This window comes from Variovorax paradoxus (assembly GCF_030815975.1).
Taxonomy (GTDB): Bacteria; Pseudomonadota; Gammaproteobacteria; order Burkholderiales; family Burkholderiaceae_C; genus Variovorax; species Variovorax paradoxus_N.
This window is the reverse complement of record NZ_JAUSXL010000002.1, coordinates 3746170-3760901: the sequence shown is the minus strand read 5'-3', so window position 1 is coordinate 3760901 and position 14732 is coordinate 3746170. Positions and strand designations below refer to the sequence as shown.

The following is a 14732-nucleotide window of genomic DNA, read 5'->3' as shown; positions in this document are numbered from 1 at the left end:
GCGGCAGCTTCAGTGGGCCTTCGGCGCTCGCGCCTTGCGGCCGGCACCGGCGCAGGCCGCGCACACGCCGTGCAGCGTCACTTCGTGGCTCTTCACCTGGAAGCCCTTGGGCACAAGATCGGTCATCGGCCCCGGGCATGCATGCAGCATGAAAACCTGCCCGCAGCTGCTGCAGTGAAAGTAGTGATGGTGGTGGTCGGCCTCCTGGCCGTCGTGCTTCGAATGGCGATGCGCATCGGACTTGCAGGCCACTTCGTAGCGCGCCGGTTCGCCCGGCAGCTCGACCTTGGCGATCTCGCCGTCGGCCAGCAGCACGGAGACCTGGCGGTACACGGTGGAGAGGCTGATCTCGGGCACGATGGCGCGGGCGCGCTCGAGGATTTCCGGCGCGGTCAGCACCAGGCCGGCGTCGCTGAAGGCGGAGAAGACAGCGTTGCGTTGGCGCGTGAGGCGTTGCATGTTTCGATGATAGTGGGCGGCCGGATTCTGGCCGGGTCGGCCTTGATCAGTCCGGCCGGGACCCCTCGCCTTCGGCAGGCTCGGCGTCCGGTTTGCGCTTCTTGCCGCGCGCGGCCTTCTTCGCTGCACGCTCGGCATCGACGCGCAGTCCCTCGGCGAGCCACTGCGCAAACTCCTCGGGCGTCTCGAGCGTGACGCGCCCGAGGCTGCCCGCGCGGAACTCGTGCATCACGATCTCGGCCGCCTTCTGCAGATTGACGCGGCCCTTGCCCAGCAGCGCGCCGCGCTTGCGGCCGATGGCGTCGAGCACTTCCTCGTCCTTCATGGCGGCGATGGCGGCGGCATCGTGCTCGGCCAGCTTGAAGCGCGCCGTGATGCCCGCGGCGTAGTGCGTCTTCAGGTAGTTGAGCAGTTCCAGCGCCACCTCTTCCTCGTCGAAGGCATTGCGTCCCACGGCGCCGCTGGCCGCCAGGTTGTAGCCGCTCTTGGGCACCACGATGCGCGGCCACAGCATGCCGGGCGTGTCCCACAGGTAGAAGTCGTCGGCCAGCGTGATGCGCTGCTCCAGCTTGGTGATGCCGGCCTCGTCGCCGGTCTTGGCCTTGCGGCTGCCGGTGAGGGTATTGATGAGCGTCGACTTGCCGACGTTCGGAATGCCGCAGATCAGCACGCGCATCGGCTTGGCCATGCCGCCGCGGTTGGGCGAGAGCTCGTGGCAGGCGCGCACGATGGCCTGTGCGGGCGTGGTCAGGCTCGCATCGAGCGCAATGGCGCGCGTGGCCGGCAGCGCGTTGTAGTGCGCAAGCCAGAGCGCAGTGCGCGCCGGGTCGGCCAGGTCCTGCTTGTTGAGCACCTTGAGCGTGGGCCGGCCGGACGTGAGTTCGGCCAGCATCGGGTTGGCGCTGGAGGCGGGCAGGCGCGCGTCGAGCAGCTCGATGACCACGTCGATGTCCTTCACCCGCTCGGTGATGGCCTTCTGGGTCGTGTGCATGTGCCCGGGGAACCACTGGATCGCCATCGATGGATGTTCTTTCTTTCTCTCTGTCGGGGGAGGGTTGGCCCGGAGGGCCGTAAGGGCCCATTTTGCCTGCGCTCCGGCGCCGGGGCCGCGCTCTAGAATCCGCGCGCTGCATCCGCAGCCACTTTCAATAAATACCGAGGGAAATCCATGCTCAAGCGCCTTGCCGCTGCCGCCCTGCTGGCAGCCACCGTCGTTCCCGCGACCGTCGTCCATGCCCAGCGTCCCTCGCCGCCGCCGGGCCCGCTGCTCAGCGGCTACCTGTGCTGCAACATGCGCACTTACGGCAACTCGATCAGCGACATCAACTACGACGAGCAAGGCACCAGCATCGTGGCCGTGGGCACGCCGGCGCGCATCACGGGCTACGACTTCCGCTGGTTCAACCTCGATCTCGCGGGCAAGCCCCAGCGCATCAAGAACGATTACAGCCGCAACATCACCTTGATCGACTTCGCGAAGCGTTACGTGGTGACCGAAGACCCGAAGCAGAAGATGGCCGCCTTCCCGCCCGCCGTGCGCGACGCCATCGTCGCCGGAAAGGTGGGGCCCGGCATGACGCGCGAACAGGTGCTGATGGCCATCGGCTACCCGGTGGCCAGCGAGAACCCCAGCCTCGAAGCGCCCACCTGGCGCTACTGGCGCGACAGCTGGTCGGAGTACCAGGTGAGCTTCGACGAGAAGGGCCTGGTCAAGACCGTGGTGGGCGATCCGGTGGCGCTCAGCCGCGTGCTCGCACCAACACCTTAGTTCGCTTCAACGTGCGTGTCGGCGCGACGCGCGCAATCTCCTGGAGGTTTTTGCATCGCGGGGGGCGGTTCCACCGCCTATCGCCCCTATCATTTGACCGAGTGCGGCGCATGGACGCGTCGGTCGAAGCCAAACTTTTTGATGGAGTTACCGCGATGAAACCCGTCTCCGAACTGCTCAAGCGCCACGATTCCGCGGCCTGGCGCACCTCGCCCGACACCAGCGTGTTCGATGCGCTGGCCACCCTGGCGCGCTTCGAGGTCGGCGCGCTGATGGTGATGGAGGGCGACAGGCTGGTGGGCTTCCTGTCCGAGCGCGACTACACCCGCAAGGTGGCGCTGCAGGGCAAGAACTCCAAGGAGGTCAAGGTCTCCGAGATCATGACGCCCGATGTGATGACCGTCACCCCGCAGACCCGCACACGCGCCTGCATGGCGCTGATGAGCCAGCGCAAGTTCCGCCACCTGCCGGTGGTGGACGGCAGCAAGGTGGTGGGAATGATCTCCATCCAGGACCTGATGGACGACATCATTGCCGACCACGAGGAAACCATCGCGCAGCTCACGACCTATATCCAGAGTTGACCCCGCCTGCCCCAAGGTGGGGAACATGCCTACGCGCGGCGGACCCGTTCAGGGCGCACAGTAGAGACTCATTCATACATCATCAGGGACAAGGCATGCAGATCCAGGTCAACACGAGCAACGGTATCAACAACAAGGACGCGCTGGAGCGCTGGGCCGATGCGGAAATCAAGCAGCAGCTGGGCCGTTTCGTCGACGACGTCACCCGCGTCGAGGTGCATCTGAGCGACGAGAACCACGACAAGGCCGGCGCAGGAGACAAGTGCTGCGTGATGGAAGCACGCCTTGCCCACCATCAGCCGCTGGCCGTCACCCAGCACGCCACCAGCCTCGACGAGGCCTTTCGCGGCGCGGCCGACAAGCTCAAGCGCCTGCTGGACAACACGCTGGGCCGCCTGAACAACCATCGCGACCGCGATTCGATCCGCAAGGACACGGGCTTCATCGCGGAGTAGCCAGGCGCGGCCCGGCGCCGCTCACCGAGGTTTTCGCCTGGGCGGCGGGACGCGGGGCGTTTCGGCGGGGATGAGGGGCGGCCGATGGCCGCTCTCCATCCAGTCGTCATAGAAATCGATCTTGCGCTCGACCAGCGACAGCGCCTGGTTCCAATCGGCGATGGTCTCGGCCACGCGCGCGCGGTGCGCGGCGAGCAGGTCGCGGCGCTGGCGCAGCGTGGCCTTGCCCTGCAGCGCCAGCGCGGTGTATTCGCGCATCTCGGCAATCGACATGCCGGTACGGCGCAGCCGGTCCATGAGGTCGAGCCAGCCGACGTGCAGCTCGCCGTACAGGCGCCGTCCGCCTTCGTCGCGCGCAACGCCCGGCACGAGGCCCTGCGTTTCGTACCAGCGAATGGCGTGCACGGTGCGGCCGGTGCGCAGGGCCAGCTCGCCGATGTGGAAGGGCGTCCTGTTGTCAGCCGGCATGGGCATGGAATGCAGCGGGCGGCGCCTCGAGCGCCTGCTGGACCAGTGCGGTGTCGAAGTACTCGGTCAGCTCTTTCACCTTGCCTCCTTCGATGCGATAGATGTAGCAGTAGCGGTTGTTGTAGCGCTTGCCGGCCCGGGTGGGCACGTCGCCGCTGAACAGCACCACCACCCGGTCGCCCTCGGCAATGATGCGCTCGGTCTGGCTCACATAGGGCCCGGCAAACTGCGCGAACAGCGGCTTGAGCAGGTCTTCGCGGATCGCGGCCTTGCCCGCGTAGGTGCGCGACCACGGCGTGCTGCCTTCCAGCGTCCAGCTGGCGTCGTCGGCCAGGCTGTCGATGAAGAGCTGGCCGTTGCCCTTGTCCAGTTCGGAATGAATGCGCTGCACCAGCGCCTTGTTGTCGTCTGTCGTGTCCATGGCTGCTTTCCTCGGATGGGTGAATGAACCGGAAGCCCCGGTGAATCCATTGGAAATGCTCGAGTGCACTCGAGGTCAAGCGGCCGTGAACGAAGTCGCAGGGGTTATTAGCCTTTCCCGGCGTTCGCCATCGCCTTGCCGACCTCGTTGCTGCCCTGGGCCGTACCGCTCTGCGGCACGATCTCGCCCTCGCGCGACGTCACCTCGGCAAGCCGCGCGGCCAGCTGCTCGGGCGTGTCCGCGCCGATGCCGAGCCAGGCACCCTGCGTCAGGGTGATGTGCGCGGCCTCGAAGGCGCCGGCGCCCGCGCAGAGGATCGTGCGGTTCGGTGCGTCCTCGGCGGCCAGCACCAGCATGGCGGGCACCACGGCCTCGGGCTTGAGCGCGTCCAGCACTTCCTGCGGCATCAATCCCTCGGTCATCCGGGTGGCCGCGGTCGGCGCCAGGCAATTGACGCGGATGTCGTTCTTTGCGCCTTCGATGCTCAGCGTCTGCATGAGCCCCACCAGTGCCAGCTTGGCGGCGCCGTAGTTGCTCTGGCCGAAGTTCCCGTAGAGGCCGGAAGACGAGGTGGTCATGACGATGCGGCCGTACTTCTGCTCGTTCATGAGCGCCCAGACGGCCTTGGTGCAGTTCACCGCGCCCATCAGATGCACGTCGACCACCAGCCTGAAGTCGGCGAGCTCCATCTTGGCAAAGCTCTTGTCGCGCAGGATGCCGGCGTTGTTGACCAGGATGTCGACCCGGCCCCAGGCGTCGACCGCCTGCTTCACCATGGCCTGCACCGCTTCGAAGTCGGTGACCGAGGCGCCGTTGGCCATGGCCTGGCCGCCCGCGGCCTCGATCTCGTCCACCACGGCCTGCGCCGCGCTCACCGAGGCACCCGAGCCGTCGCCGGCGCCGCCCAGGTCGTTGACCACCACCCTGGCGCCGCGCGCCGCCAGGGCCAGCGCATGCTGGCGGCCCAGGCCGCCGCCCGCGCCGGTGACGATGGCCACTCGGCCCTTGAAGTCGATGGTGCTGTTGCTCATGTGCTGGTCTCGCTGCTTTCCTTGGGGATTGGGGGTGTGCCGATGGCCGCCACGGCGGCCGCGTGGCGTTTTTACCCCAGAAAGGCGCGCCGGCCGGGCCGGCCGGGCGCAAGCTCAGTCGCGCGCGTGACGCAGCGTTTCGCAGTAGGCCACCAGCTGGTCGAGTTCGGCCGACTTGTCGAAGAAGGCATCGGCGCCCAGTTGCGCGGAGCGCTGGCGCATGTCGGAAGTGGCGTAGTTGCTCAGCACCACCACCTTTTGCCTGGCCGCGCGGTGGCGGCAGGCCCTGACCACGCCCAGGCCGTTGCCGCGCTCCAGGAAAAGATCCACGATGGCCAGGTCCCAGTCGTCGCGGTGATGATTCAGCCACTGCACGGCCTCTTCCTCGCTGCTGGCGCAGGCCACCACGTCCGCATCGGCCACGTCGTGGAGGAATCCGACGAGGTTTTCACGGATGAGGGCACTGTCCTCGACAAGGTAGGCCTTGAAAGTCATGCCGGAATTTCCGGCCGAGGCGTGGGCCGGAACAAAGATCGGGAGCTTGCGGGATGCATGCCGCCCATGGTCGCCCTGACAGCGGCGCGCACGGTGAGCCATGCCGGCCAATGCCTGTAGGCCATTGCCCCTCGCACCTGTCGTCAGGCGGGCAGTGTGGCAGTGCGAACCGGAGGACAGTCAGGCCGCGACGGCCATGCGCCCGCGGCCGATCCCCAGGCGCGCGGGAGACACGTATTGCTCGCGGTAGATCTCGAAGGGCATGGTGTCGGCGGCCTCGATGCGCTTCTGCTCCTGGATCGATGCCTCGGTCATGCGCTCGAATTCGGCCTGCTGCCCGGCCGAGAACGGCAGGGCCAGCAGCGTGGCGCGGGTCTGCTCGGACTGCGCGCGCACAAAGCCGATGAAAGAGTTGCCATGGCGCTCTTCCACTGCAGCCAGTACGCGCGCCGAAGGCAGGCTGTCGGGGTTCTGCAGCGCGGCCAGCGCGGCGTGCACCGCGCCGGCATGCTGGGTGCCGCCGCTCGAGGCGTCAAGCGCGGCGGCAATGGGCCGGCATTGCTCGACCAGTTCGATGCCCCAGTCGGCCAGCCCCACCTCGCGCCCGCCGCGCAAGAGCTGCAGGCCCGGTTCGCGTCCGCGCGCCGCCGTGAGGTGCTGGTTGTGGGCCAGTTCGGCGATTTCCTGCGGCGTGTCGGCCGGGCTGTCGCTCAAGAGGCACTGCAGCAGGAACACATCGAGAAAGCGCATGGTCTGGGCGTCGATGCCCACCGGCTCGAAGGGGTCGAGATCCATCAGCCGCACCTCGACGTACTCGACGCCGCGCTCGCGCAGCGCATGCAGCGGGCGCTCGCCGGGGTTGATCACGCGCTTCGGCCGGATCGTGCCGTAGAACTCGTTCTCGATCTGCAGCAGGCTGGTGGCCAGCTGGTTGTAGTCGCCGCCGAGATTGCGGATGCCGATCGCCTCGTAGGCCGGCCAGGGCCGCGTGAGCGCGTCCTGCAGCGAAGCGCCGTAGCCCTCAAGGCTGTTGTAGCTCACGGCCAGCGAGGCCTGGGCGTCGCTCTGGTAGCCCAGGCGCCCCATGCGCAGCGAAGTGCCGTGCGGCATGAACATGCTGCCGTCGCCCAGCGGCTGCAACTCGTGCGGACGCCCCGCGACAAAGCTGGAGCACAGCGCGGGCGAAGCGCCGAACAGGTACAGCAGCAGGAAGGCATGGCGCCGGAAGTTGCGGATGAGCGCGAAATACTGCTCGCTCGACACATCGGGCAGCGACCAGTTGTAGTGGATGCCCGAGATGGTCTGCATGCGCCGCCCGTAGCGGTGGCTCAGGCCCATGCGGTAGACGCTCTTGGCGCGCCCCACGTTCGAGGAGCCGTAGCGCCCGATGGGAATGGTTTCGTCGGTCGGCAGGCCGCAGGGCATGCTCGACACCCAGAGCCGCTCGTCGCCGAGCGAAGCCAGCACGCGGTAGGTGAACTGGTGCACGCGCGTGAGCTCCTCCAGCGCCGACTCGGTGCTGGCATGCACGCCGGTGATGAGCTCGAGCTGCGATTCGCTGAAGTCGGTGGTGATGTGCGGATGGGTCAGCGCCGATCCAAGGGCCAGCGGATGCGGCGTGAGCGCGAGCTTGCCGTCCGGCAGCGCGCGCAGGCTTTCCTTCTCGATGCCGCGCCGCATGCCCTTCAACCGCGCGGCTGAGAGCGCACCCAGCCTCTCCTGCAATCTGCTGCTCATATTGTTATGACCCGTCTATCTCTGAGGGGCTGGAAGGTAGCACGGCCGCGCAGGCACTGCTCGTGCAGGGAATCCCGGCATCCGCTATGCTGCGCGGCGCTATTGTTTTGATAGCTGGGTTCATGTGATTCGCAGCTCCGAAGGCTGAGGGGCGCCCGGAATCAGGCGCGCGCCACCGCCAGATCGATCTCGTCACACTCATAGACGGAGATCTGCGGCATGCCGTCGGCCATGGCGGCCAGCGCCTTGCCGAAGGCGCGCGATGCCTCGACACTGAAATGCGCCTTCAGCGCCGCCATGTCGCTCCAGCGCTCCACGAAGCTGAGCCGCAGCGGCTGCTGCACATCGGCACTGACCTCGTGCGAGATGCAGCCAGGCTCGGTGCGCGAGCGCAGCACATGCTCCACGCTGATGGCCAGCATCGCCTGCAGGGTTTCGGGCTTCGCCATGGCGTGTCCGATGACGAGGATCATTGTGTCGTCTCCTTCGTTTTTCGCGGTTGGCGTGAAGGCGCTGAAAGTGGTCAGCGGGCCAGCACGCGCAGAAGAAACCGGTTCAGGTCGGCAATTTCGTCCATGCAGACCGAGTGCGCCATCGCGTACTCATGCCATTCGACGGGATGGCCCAGCGCGGTGAGCGCATCGCGCGACAGCAAGGCCCGGTCGAGCGGCACCACCGGGTCCTGCCGGCCGTGGGCCAGGAACACCGGGGTGTCGTGGTTGGCCGCATGCCGCTCGGCCGCGGTGGTGGCGGCGATCGGCAGATAGCCCGAGAGGCCGACGATGCCGGCCAGCCGCTCGGTGTGGCGCAGCCCGGTCAGGAGCGCCATGGCGCAGCCTTGCGAGAAACCGGCCACCACGATGCGGCTGGCCGCGATGCCGCGGGTTTTCTCGTGGGCGATCAGCACCTCGATGGCGGCCTGCGAGCGGCGCAGCCCTGCCTCGTCCTCGCGCGCCGCCAGGTCGGCCTCGGCAATGTCGTACCAGGCCGGCATGCGGTAGCCGCCGTTGATGGTGACGGGGATGACCGGCGCATTGGGAAACACGAAGCGCACCGGGCCCACGCTCGACAGGTCGAGTTCATTGGCAATCGGCACGAAATCGTTTCCGTCGGCGCCCAGGCCGTGCATCACGATCACCGTGGCGGTGGGATGGGGAGCGGTTTCGATTTCGATCGGGGAACTGGACATGGCGGTAGAAGGTATTCAAAAAACGCGAAAAACCAGACCTTAGCGCATTCGGGCGGCCCGGGGCGCGGGCTCACGGAATGCAACACAATGTCGGTTCCACGGAACCCTCATGAGCCCGCATCCGAAGCCCCCCCTTGCCGCCACGGCGCCCGACAGCGAAACCCTGCTGCGCAGCAGCGGGCTGCGCGTGACGCGCGCCGCGCAAACCGTGCTCGAACTGCTGGAACACGCCTCCCAGCCGCTCACGCACGACGACGTGGTGGCCGCCTACACCACTGCCACCGGAGAAGCGCCCGACCGCGTCACCGTGTACCGCGTGCTCGACCGCCTGGTCGACGCCGGCCTGTGCGACCGCCGCGTGGGCGCGGACCGCGTCAACCGCTTCTCGCGCCATGTGGAAGCCGCTTCGGGCAACACCTTCGAATGCGACCAGTGCCACAAGGTGCTCGCGCTGCCCTCCGATCCCGAGCTGCCCAAGGTGATGAGCCGGCTCGGCCGCGAGCTGCGCAAGCAGGGCATCGACACCCGCCACACCGCGCTCACGCTGCATGGCACCTGCGGGGAATGCAGGGGCTGAGGCCCGGGGGCCAGCTACAGGTTCCAGGACGGAAAAGGATCGGGCAGCTTCGCCCACGATGCCGCGCCGCCGCGCATTTCGCTTTCGGTCAGCAGGCAGGCATCGAGCCGCGCGCGCAGCGCCGCCTCGTCCATGCCGATGCCGATCAGCACCAGCTCCTGGCGGGCGTCGCCGGTGGCCGGGTCCCAGTTGTTGCGGATGGCTGCCAGCGCTTCCTCGTCGGCAGGCCAATGTTCGCGCGGCACGGCGGCCCACCACAAACCCGCCACGCCGTAGCGGCAGGCGCCGCCCGCCTGCGACCATGAACCCGCCCGTGTGGCGCGGCTCGCAAGCCAGAAGAATCCCTTGGAACGCACCACGCCCTCCCACTCGCTTTGCACCAGCGCCCAGAAGCGCTGGGGATGAAACGGCAGGCGCGCGCGGTAGACGAAGCTGCGGATGCCGTAGGCCTCGCTCTCGGGCTGGTGCTCGCCGCGCAGTTCGGCCAGCCAGCCGGGCGCGCGTTCGGCCTGCTCGAAGTCGAACAGGCCGGTGTCGAGCACGCGGTCGAGCGCGACGCGGCCGAACGCCGCAATTTCGATGCGTGCGCGCGGATTGAGGCTGCGCAGCATGGCCACCAGGCGCTCGCGCTCCTCGGCGGTCACGAGGTCGGTCTTGTTGACCACCAGCACGTCGCAGAACTCGATCTGCTCGATCAGCAGGTCGACCACGGTGCGCGTGTCCTCGTCGCCCAGCGACTCGCCGCGCTGGCCCAGGCTGTCGGGCGAGCCGTAGTCGCGCAGGAAGTTGAAGGCATCGACCACGGTCACCATGGTGTCCAGGCGCGCCACGTCGGCCAGGCTCTGGCCGTCCTCGCCGGCGAAGGTGAAGGTTTCGGCCACCGGCAGCGGCTCCGAGATGCCGGTCGACTCGATCACGAGCTGGTCGAAGCGCCCTTCCCTCGCGAGCCGGCCCACTTCGAGCAACAGGTCTTCGCGCAGCGTGCAGCAGATGCAGCCGTTGCTCATCTCGACCAGCTTCTCGTCGGTGCGCGAGAGCTCGGCACCGCCGTTTCGCACCAGGGCCGCGTCGATGTTGACCTCGCTCATGTCGTTGACGATGACCGCCACGCGGCGGCCCTCGCGGTTGTGCAGGATGTGATTGAGCAGCGTGGTCTTGCCGGCGCCGAGAAAGCCGGACAGCACGGTGACGGGAAGGCGGTCGATCATGGGGATGGCCCTATATGCAACAGAATTGCATTATATGAACCAACGCAACTCAGTTGCATTTGAGTGCCAGCGGGGTTTCGCCGCTGCGGCCGCGCGCATAGACTCTTGCGCTCGATGCAAGACCCTCGCCTTCCCGTCCTCTACAGCTTTCGCCGCTGCCCCTACGCGATGCGCGCCCGGCTGGCATTGGCCGCCAGCGGCCGGCACTGCGAGCTGCGCGAAGTGGTGCTGAAGAACAAGCCGCCCGACATGCTCGCCGCCTCGCCCAAGGGCACGGTGCCGGTGCTGCTGCTGCCCGATGCCACCGTGCTGGAGCAGAGCCTCGACATCATGCTGTGGGCGCTGCGCCGTAATGATCCTTTGCACTGGCTGGCGCCCGGCGCGGGCACGCTCGACGACATGCTCGGGCTCGTGGCCGCGTGCGACAACGGCTTCAAGCCGCAGCTGGACCGCTACAAGTACCCGGGCCGGTACGCGGACGCATCCGCCGGCGCGCGCGAGCTGGGCGCGCAATTCCTGCTGGAGCTGGAAGCGCGGCTCGCCAGTGGCTCCGGACAACAACTCTTCGGCGCGCGGGCGGCGCTGGCCGATGCCGCCGTCATGCCCTTCGTGCGGCAGTTCGCCATGGTCGATTCCGCGTGGTTCGAAAGCCAGCCCTGGCCCCTGCTGCGTGCCTGGCGGGCGGACTGGACCGCCTCGCCGCTGTTCGAGCGCGCGATGCGCAAGTACCCACCCTGGACCCCGGGCGAAGCGGGCGCCGCCTACCCGCCGGCCTGATCAGGCATTCATCGCAGCCGAGGAAGCGCGCTGAATGCACTCCACGAAGTGCTGCGCGGCCGGCGTCAGCAACTGGCCGCGCCGGCGTATCACGCACACGCTGAGCGTGGGCAGCGGCTCCTCCACCTCGACCCGGCGGATGCCGTGGCGCTTGAAGGCCAGCCGCACCAGCGGCTCCACGAACATGCCGATCAGGTCCATGGTGCCCACCAGTGCCAGCGCCACGGTGACCGACTGTCCCTGGATCACGCGCGCCGGCGGCGGCAGGCCAAGCGGCAGCAGCGGCGAGATCGTGTCGCGGCCGCTGAAGTGGTCGCCGTCGCCAGGCAGTATCCATTCGGCCGTGTACAGCTCGCGCAGCGACCGGCTCGCGCGCAGCGGATGCCGCTCGCGCATGCCGATCACCAGCTGCACCGGAAAGAGCTCGAGCGCCTCGAACTCCGCGTCGAGCGTGCCGGGCACCACATGCGCGACCGCGAAATCCAGGTAGCCCTCGCGCAGCCGCGACAGCATCATCGGCAGCACGGCCTCGCTGAATTGCACCTGGACCGCGGGCAGGCGGGTGTGGAAATCCTTGAACGCCACCGGCAGTACCGTGAGCGCGAACGAGGCGCTCACGGCCATCGACACCGTGCCCTTGACGCCGTCGCGGATCTGCGCGATCTCGTCGCGTGCGCGCCGCATGTCGGCCAGGAGCAGCCGCGCGCGCGGCGCAAAGGCCTCGCCGTACTCGGTGAGCCGCACGCCCTTGACGCTGCGCTCCACCAGCGGCGCGCCCACCTCGCGCTCCAGTTCGCGAACGATCTTGGTCACCGCGGGCTGAGAAAGCCCCAGCACGCGCGCCGCAGCGCGGATGCTCATCTGCTCGACCACCGCCACGAAGGCATGCAACTGATTGGGTTTCATGGGAAAGAATGACAACCAAAAGTTATCGTCATCGCCCAATTATTGTCTTTTCAGCAGCGCACCCACTCTTTAGCATCCGACGCCGATCGGGCTTCTTTCCGGCGGCCTGCCACTGCAACAAGACACTGGAGAGACATGAGCGCCCTTTTCCCCGCGACCCCCGCGACCCCCGCGAACCCCGCGAGCTCCGCCATCCCCGCTGCCACGCGCGCCAGCCGGCGCCGCACCATCGTCGCCACCACCATCGGCAACGGCCTGGAGTTCTTCGATTTCACCGTCTACGGCTTTCTCGCGCTGGTGATCGGCAAGCTGTTCTTTCCGACCTTCGATTCCTACGGCCAGCTGCTGCTCACGGTGGCGAGCTTCGGCGTGGGTTTCATCATGCGGCCGCTGGGCGGCATCGTGATCGGCGCGTATGCCGACCGCGCGGGCCGCAAGAAGGCGATGACGCTCACCATTTTCCTGATGGCGCTGGGCTGCGCACTGATCGCTTTCACGCCCACCTATGCGGCCATCGGCGTGGCCGCGCCCATCGTCATCGTGCTGGCGCGGCTGATCCAGGGCTTCTCGGCCGGCGGCGAGGTGGGCGCCTCGACCACCTTGCTGGTCGAGCACGCCACGCCGGCCAACCGCGGCTACATGGCCAGCTGGCAGTTCGCGAGCCAGGGCCTGGGCGTGATGCTCGGCGCCGTGGTGGTGGGCGGCCTGAGCTTCTCGCTCACGCCAGAGGCCATGCAGAGCTGGGGCTGGCGCGTGCCCTTCGTGCTGGGCATGCTGATCGCGCCCGTGGGCATGTACATCCGCCGCCACCTGGAGGAGTCGCTGCACATCTCGCCGGAGGCCGCCGCCGCGCCGCGCGAAAGCAGCCTGAAGATCGTCTGCACGCAGCACGGCCGGACGGTGCTGGCGGCCATTCTCTCGCTGGTCGGCGGCACCACGGCGGCCTACGTGGTGACCTTCTACATGCCAACCTATGCCGTGCGCGAACTCGGGCTCACGCCCTCGGTGGCGCTGTTCGGCGCAGCGCTCACGGGCCTGATCTCGTTCGCGCTGGCGCCGTTCGTGGGCAGGCTGTCGGACGTGGTCGGACGCAAGCCGCTGATCCTCTGGAGCCGCATTGCGCTGGCCGTGCTGATCTACCCCGGCTTCCTGTGGCTCAATGCCTCGCCGACGCCCGCCGTGCTGTTCACCGTGCTCGGGGCCTTGAGCATCGGCCTGGTGGCCCAGACGGTGCCGGGCATCACGATGCTGCCCGAGATGTTCCCGAAGGCGGTGCGTGCGAGCGGCATGTCGCTGGTCTACAGCGTGGGCGTGGCACTGTTCGGCGGCTTTGCACCCTTCATCAGCACCTGGCTGCTCAACGCCACCGGCAGCAAGCTCGCGCCGGCCTGGTACCTTGTGGCAATGACGGTGGTGTCGCTGCTCGGCCTCGTCTGGCTGCGCGACCACACGGGCCGCGACATCGATGCGGCCGGCGCGCACGCGGCAGCCGCCTGACGAACAACACCCACGACATCCACGCACGGAAGCCCCCACCCATGCACACCCCATCCACGGCCGCCACCCGCTGCTTCTCGGGCACGTACGCCGAAGCCCGCGCCAAGTTCCTCGATGCCGCGGCAATGCGCGGCGCCGCGGTCGAATCCTTCGTGCTGCCGACGCACCGCGGCGCGCTCGGCGAGGAACTGGCCACCGACGCGGCGCTGATCGGCGCCAGGGACGCGAAGAAGCTGTTGCTCGTCACCTCGGGCACGCACGGCCCCGAGGGCTTCTGCGGTTCGGGCGCGCAGCTTGCCACGCTCCACGACGCCGACCTGCTGGGCCGGCTCGAGCAGGCAGGCGTGGCGCTGCTGCTGGTGCATGCGGTCAATCCGCACGGCTTTTCGCACCTGCACCGCACCAACGAAGACAACATCGACCTGAACCGCAACCACATCGACTTCGGCGCGCCGCTGCCGGTGAATGCGGAGTACGCCGAAGTCGAGCCGCTGGTACTGCCCGCCGCCTGGCCGCCGACGCCCGCCGACGAAGCCGCCATGGCCGCCTATGTCGAGAAACACGGCATGCGCGCTTTCCGCACAGCCGTCACCCGGGGCCAGTACAGCTCGCCCGACGGTCTCTTCTACGGCGGCACCGCGCCCTCGTGGAGCAACCGCACGATGCGCGCCATTCTCCGCAGCTACGCCGCGTCGGCCACGCACATCGGATGGATCGACATCCACACCGGCCTCGGCCCCTACGGCCATGGCGAGAAGATCTACCCGGGCCGCAACGCGCCGGCCGATCTTGCGCAGGCGCACGCCTGGTGGGGTGCCGACGTGTTCGCGCCCTTTGCCGGCGACTCGGCCTCGGCCGACGTGTCGGGGCCGGTGGTTTCCATTGCCTATGACGAATGCCCCAACGCAAGCGTCGCGCCCATGGGCCTGGAATTCGGCACCCTGCCCGACAGCAAGGTGCTGACCTGCCTGCGCGCCGACACCTGGCTGCGCCGCCACCCCGAGGCGCCCGAGGCGCAGAAGCGCGAGATCCGCCAGCAACTGCGCGACGCGTTCTACTGCGACAACGACGAGTGGAAGGGCATGGTGCTGGGGCAGACGCGCGTGGTGCTGCTGCAGACGCTGCAGGGCCTGAAGAAGGCCTGATTCGGCGGGCCGGGC

The 14732-nt window shown here is 68.1% G+C and carries 18 protein-coding genes; 7 read left to right on the top strand and 11 right to left on the bottom strand.

Annotation, left to right across the window (positions count from 1 at the left end):
* Positions 1-9 precede the first annotated feature (9 nt).
* Together QFZ47_RS21415 and ylqF are read right to left on the bottom strand one after the other, a co-directional pair.
* Entirely contained in the window at positions 10-459 is a 450-nt protein-coding gene (locus QFZ47_RS21415) for a Fur family transcriptional regulator (protein ID WP_307657539.1), read from the bottom strand.
* 46 nt (positions 460-505) lie between these two features.
* Positions 506-1477: a ribosome biogenesis GTPase YlqF gene (ylqF, locus tag QFZ47_RS21410; RefSeq protein ID WP_307657538.1), complete on the bottom strand. Its 972-nt coding sequence runs from the start codon at positions 1475-1477 to the stop codon at positions 506-508.
* Between the two features lie 150 nt (positions 1478-1627).
* Between ylqF and bamE the strand changes: the two genes are divergently transcribed.
* The 3 genes from bamE (at position 1628) to QFZ47_RS21395 (ending at position 3266) form a co-directional block, all read left to right on the top strand.
* Entirely contained in the window at positions 1628-2227 is a 600-nt protein-coding gene (gene bamE / locus QFZ47_RS21405) for an outer membrane protein assembly factor BamE domain-containing protein (RefSeq protein WP_307657537.1), read from the top strand.
* A 155-nt stretch (positions 2228-2382) separates the two neighbouring features.
* Positions 2383-2811 carry a CBS domain-containing protein gene (locus tag QFZ47_RS21400; protein WP_307657536.1) on the top strand — a complete coding sequence of 143 codons (429 nt, stop codon included), beginning with the start codon at positions 2383-2385 and terminating at the stop codon, positions 2809-2811.
* Positions 2812-2906: 95 nt separating this feature from the next.
* The gene (locus QFZ47_RS21395) at positions 2907-3266 is read left to right on the top strand and encodes an HPF/RaiA family ribosome-associated protein (RefSeq protein WP_307657535.1); all 360 of its coding nucleotides are present in this window, start codon (positions 2907-2909) and stop codon (positions 3264-3266) included.
* A 21-nt stretch (positions 3267-3287) separates the two neighbouring features.
* Here QFZ47_RS21395 and QFZ47_RS21390 read toward each other — a convergent pair whose 3' ends face one another.
* The 7 genes from QFZ47_RS21390 to QFZ47_RS21360 all read right to left on the bottom strand — a co-directional run bounded on the left by QFZ47_RS21390 (position 3288) and on the right by QFZ47_RS21360 (position 8607).
* Positions 3288-3734 (bottom strand): MerR family transcriptional regulator, encoded by a 447-nt coding sequence (locus tag QFZ47_RS21390; RefSeq protein ID WP_307658987.1) that lies wholly within the window; start codon positions 3732-3734, stop codon positions 3288-3290.
* Positions 3724-4155 (bottom strand): nuclear transport factor 2 family protein, encoded by a 432-nt coding sequence (locus tag QFZ47_RS21385; RefSeq protein WP_307657534.1) that lies wholly within the window; start codon positions 4153-4155, stop codon positions 3724-3726. The genes QFZ47_RS21390 and QFZ47_RS21385 overlap by 11 nt, the downstream gene beginning before the upstream one ends.
* A 107-nt stretch (positions 4156-4262) precedes the next feature.
* Positions 4263-5186, bottom strand: a complete 924-nt coding sequence (locus tag QFZ47_RS21380; protein WP_307657533.1) for an SDR family NAD(P)-dependent oxidoreductase — start codon at positions 5184-5186, stop codon at positions 4263-4265.
* Positions 5187-5300: 114 nt separating this feature from the next.
* Entirely contained in the window at positions 5301-5681 is a 381-nt protein-coding gene (locus tag QFZ47_RS21375) for a response regulator transcription factor (RefSeq protein WP_307657532.1), read from the bottom strand.
* A gap of 180 nt (positions 5682-5861) precedes the next feature.
* Complete coding sequence (gene gshA, locus QFZ47_RS21370; RefSeq protein WP_307657531.1) at positions 5862-7418, bottom strand: glutamate--cysteine ligase; 1557 nt, start codon at positions 7416-7418, stop codon at positions 5862-5864.
* A 161-nt stretch (positions 7419-7579) separates the two neighbouring features.
* The gene (locus QFZ47_RS21365; RefSeq protein WP_307657530.1) at positions 7580-7891 is read right to left on the bottom strand and encodes a putative quinol monooxygenase; all 312 of its coding nucleotides are present in this window, start codon (positions 7889-7891) and stop codon (positions 7580-7582) included.
* A gap of 50 nt (positions 7892-7941) precedes the next feature.
* Positions 7942-8607, bottom strand: a complete 666-nt coding sequence (locus tag QFZ47_RS21360; protein WP_307657529.1) for an alpha/beta hydrolase — start codon at positions 8605-8607, stop codon at positions 7942-7944.
* Between the two features lie 109 nt (positions 8608-8716).
* Here QFZ47_RS21360 and QFZ47_RS21355 point away from each other — a divergent pair, with 109 nt between their 5' ends.
* Positions 8717-9184, top strand: a complete 468-nt coding sequence (locus tag QFZ47_RS21355) for a Fur family transcriptional regulator (RefSeq protein WP_307657528.1) — start codon at positions 8717-8719, stop codon at positions 9182-9184.
* A gap of 14 nt (positions 9185-9198) precedes the next feature.
* Here the strand turns inward: QFZ47_RS21355 and zigA are convergent, their stop codons facing one another.
* Positions 9199-10392: a zinc metallochaperone GTPase ZigA gene (gene zigA, locus QFZ47_RS21350; RefSeq protein WP_307657527.1), complete on the bottom strand. Its 1194-nt coding sequence runs from the start codon at positions 10390-10392 to the stop codon at positions 9199-9201.
* Between the two features lie 114 nt (positions 10393-10506).
* Here zigA and QFZ47_RS21345 point away from each other — a divergent pair, with 114 nt between their 5' ends.
* The gene (locus QFZ47_RS21345; protein WP_307657526.1) at positions 10507-11169 is read left to right on the top strand and encodes a glutathione S-transferase N-terminal domain-containing protein; all 663 of its coding nucleotides are present in this window, start codon (positions 10507-10509) and stop codon (positions 11167-11169) included.
* Here QFZ47_RS21345 and QFZ47_RS21340 read toward each other — a convergent pair whose 3' ends face one another.
* Positions 11170-12075: a LysR substrate-binding domain-containing protein gene (locus QFZ47_RS21340; protein ID WP_307657525.1), complete on the bottom strand. Its 906-nt coding sequence runs from the start codon at positions 12073-12075 to the stop codon at positions 11170-11172. It abuts the gene before it with no gap.
* A gap of 135 nt (positions 12076-12210) precedes the next feature.
* Between QFZ47_RS21340 and QFZ47_RS21335 the strand changes: the two genes are divergently transcribed.
* Positions 12211-13572: an MFS transporter gene (locus QFZ47_RS21335; protein ID WP_307657524.1), complete on the top strand. Its 1362-nt coding sequence runs from the start codon at positions 12211-12213 to the stop codon at positions 13570-13572.
* A 41-nt stretch (positions 13573-13613) separates the two neighbouring features.
* Positions 13614-14717, top strand: coding sequence for a M14 family metallopeptidase (locus QFZ47_RS21330; protein ID WP_307657523.1), 1104 nt, complete (start codon positions 13614-13616; stop codon positions 14715-14717).
* The last annotated feature ends 15 nt before the right edge of the window (positions 14718-14732 follow it).

Coding starts and splice junctions, on each gene's coding strand:
- QFZ47_RS21355 (WP_307657528.1), top strand. CDS start 8,717: ATGAGCCCGCATCCGAAGCCCCCCCTTGCCGCCACGGCGCCCGACAGC.
- QFZ47_RS21330 (WP_307657523.1), top strand. CDS start 13,614: ATGCACACCCCATCCACGGCCGCCACCCGCTGCTTCTCGGGCACGTAC.
- QFZ47_RS21335 (WP_307657524.1), top strand. CDS start 12,211: ATGAGCGCCCTTTTCCCCGCGACCCCCGCGACCCCCGCGAACCCCGCG.
- QFZ47_RS21345 (WP_307657526.1), top strand. CDS start 10,507: ATGCAAGACCCTCGCCTTCCCGTCCTCTACAGCTTTCGCCGCTGCCCC.
- QFZ47_RS21390 (WP_307658987.1), bottom strand. CDS start 3,734: ATGCCGGCTGACAACAGGACGCCCTTCCACATCGGCGAGCTGGCCCTG.
- QFZ47_RS21360 (WP_307657529.1), bottom strand. CDS start 8,607: ATGTCCAGTTCCCCGATCGAAATCGAAACCGCTCCCCATCCCACCGCC.
- QFZ47_RS21375 (WP_307657532.1), bottom strand. CDS start 5,681: ATGACTTTCAAGGCCTACCTTGTCGAGGACAGTGCCCTCATCCGTGAA.
- QFZ47_RS21395 (WP_307657535.1), top strand. CDS start 2,907: ATGCAGATCCAGGTCAACACGAGCAACGGTATCAACAACAAGGACGCG.
- QFZ47_RS21415 (WP_307657539.1), bottom strand. CDS start 459: ATGCAACGCCTCACGCGCCAACGCAACGCTGTCTTCTCCGCCTTCAGC.
- QFZ47_RS21385 (WP_307657534.1), bottom strand. CDS start 4,155: ATGGACACGACAGACGACAACAAGGCGCTGGTGCAGCGCATTCATTCC.
- gshA (WP_307657531.1), bottom strand. CDS start 7,418: ATGAGCAGCAGATTGCAGGAGAGGCTGGGTGCGCTCTCAGCCGCGCGG.
- zigA (WP_307657527.1), bottom strand. CDS start 10,392: ATGATCGACCGCCTTCCCGTCACCGTGCTGTCCGGCTTTCTCGGCGCC.
- ylqF (WP_307657538.1), bottom strand. CDS start 1,477: ATGGCGATCCAGTGGTTCCCCGGGCACATGCACACGACCCAGAAGGCC.
- QFZ47_RS21380 (WP_307657533.1), bottom strand. CDS start 5,186: ATGAGCAACAGCACCATCGACTTCAAGGGCCGAGTGGCCATCGTCACC.
- bamE (WP_307657537.1), top strand. CDS start 1,628: ATGCTCAAGCGCCTTGCCGCTGCCGCCCTGCTGGCAGCCACCGTCGTT.
- QFZ47_RS21365 (WP_307657530.1), bottom strand. CDS start 7,891: ATGATCCTCGTCATCGGACACGCCATGGCGAAGCCCGAAACCCTGCAG.
- QFZ47_RS21400 (WP_307657536.1), top strand. CDS start 2,383: ATGAAACCCGTCTCCGAACTGCTCAAGCGCCACGATTCCGCGGCCTGG.
- QFZ47_RS21340 (WP_307657525.1), bottom strand. CDS start 12,075: ATGAAACCCAATCAGTTGCATGCCTTCGTGGCGGTGGTCGAGCAGATG.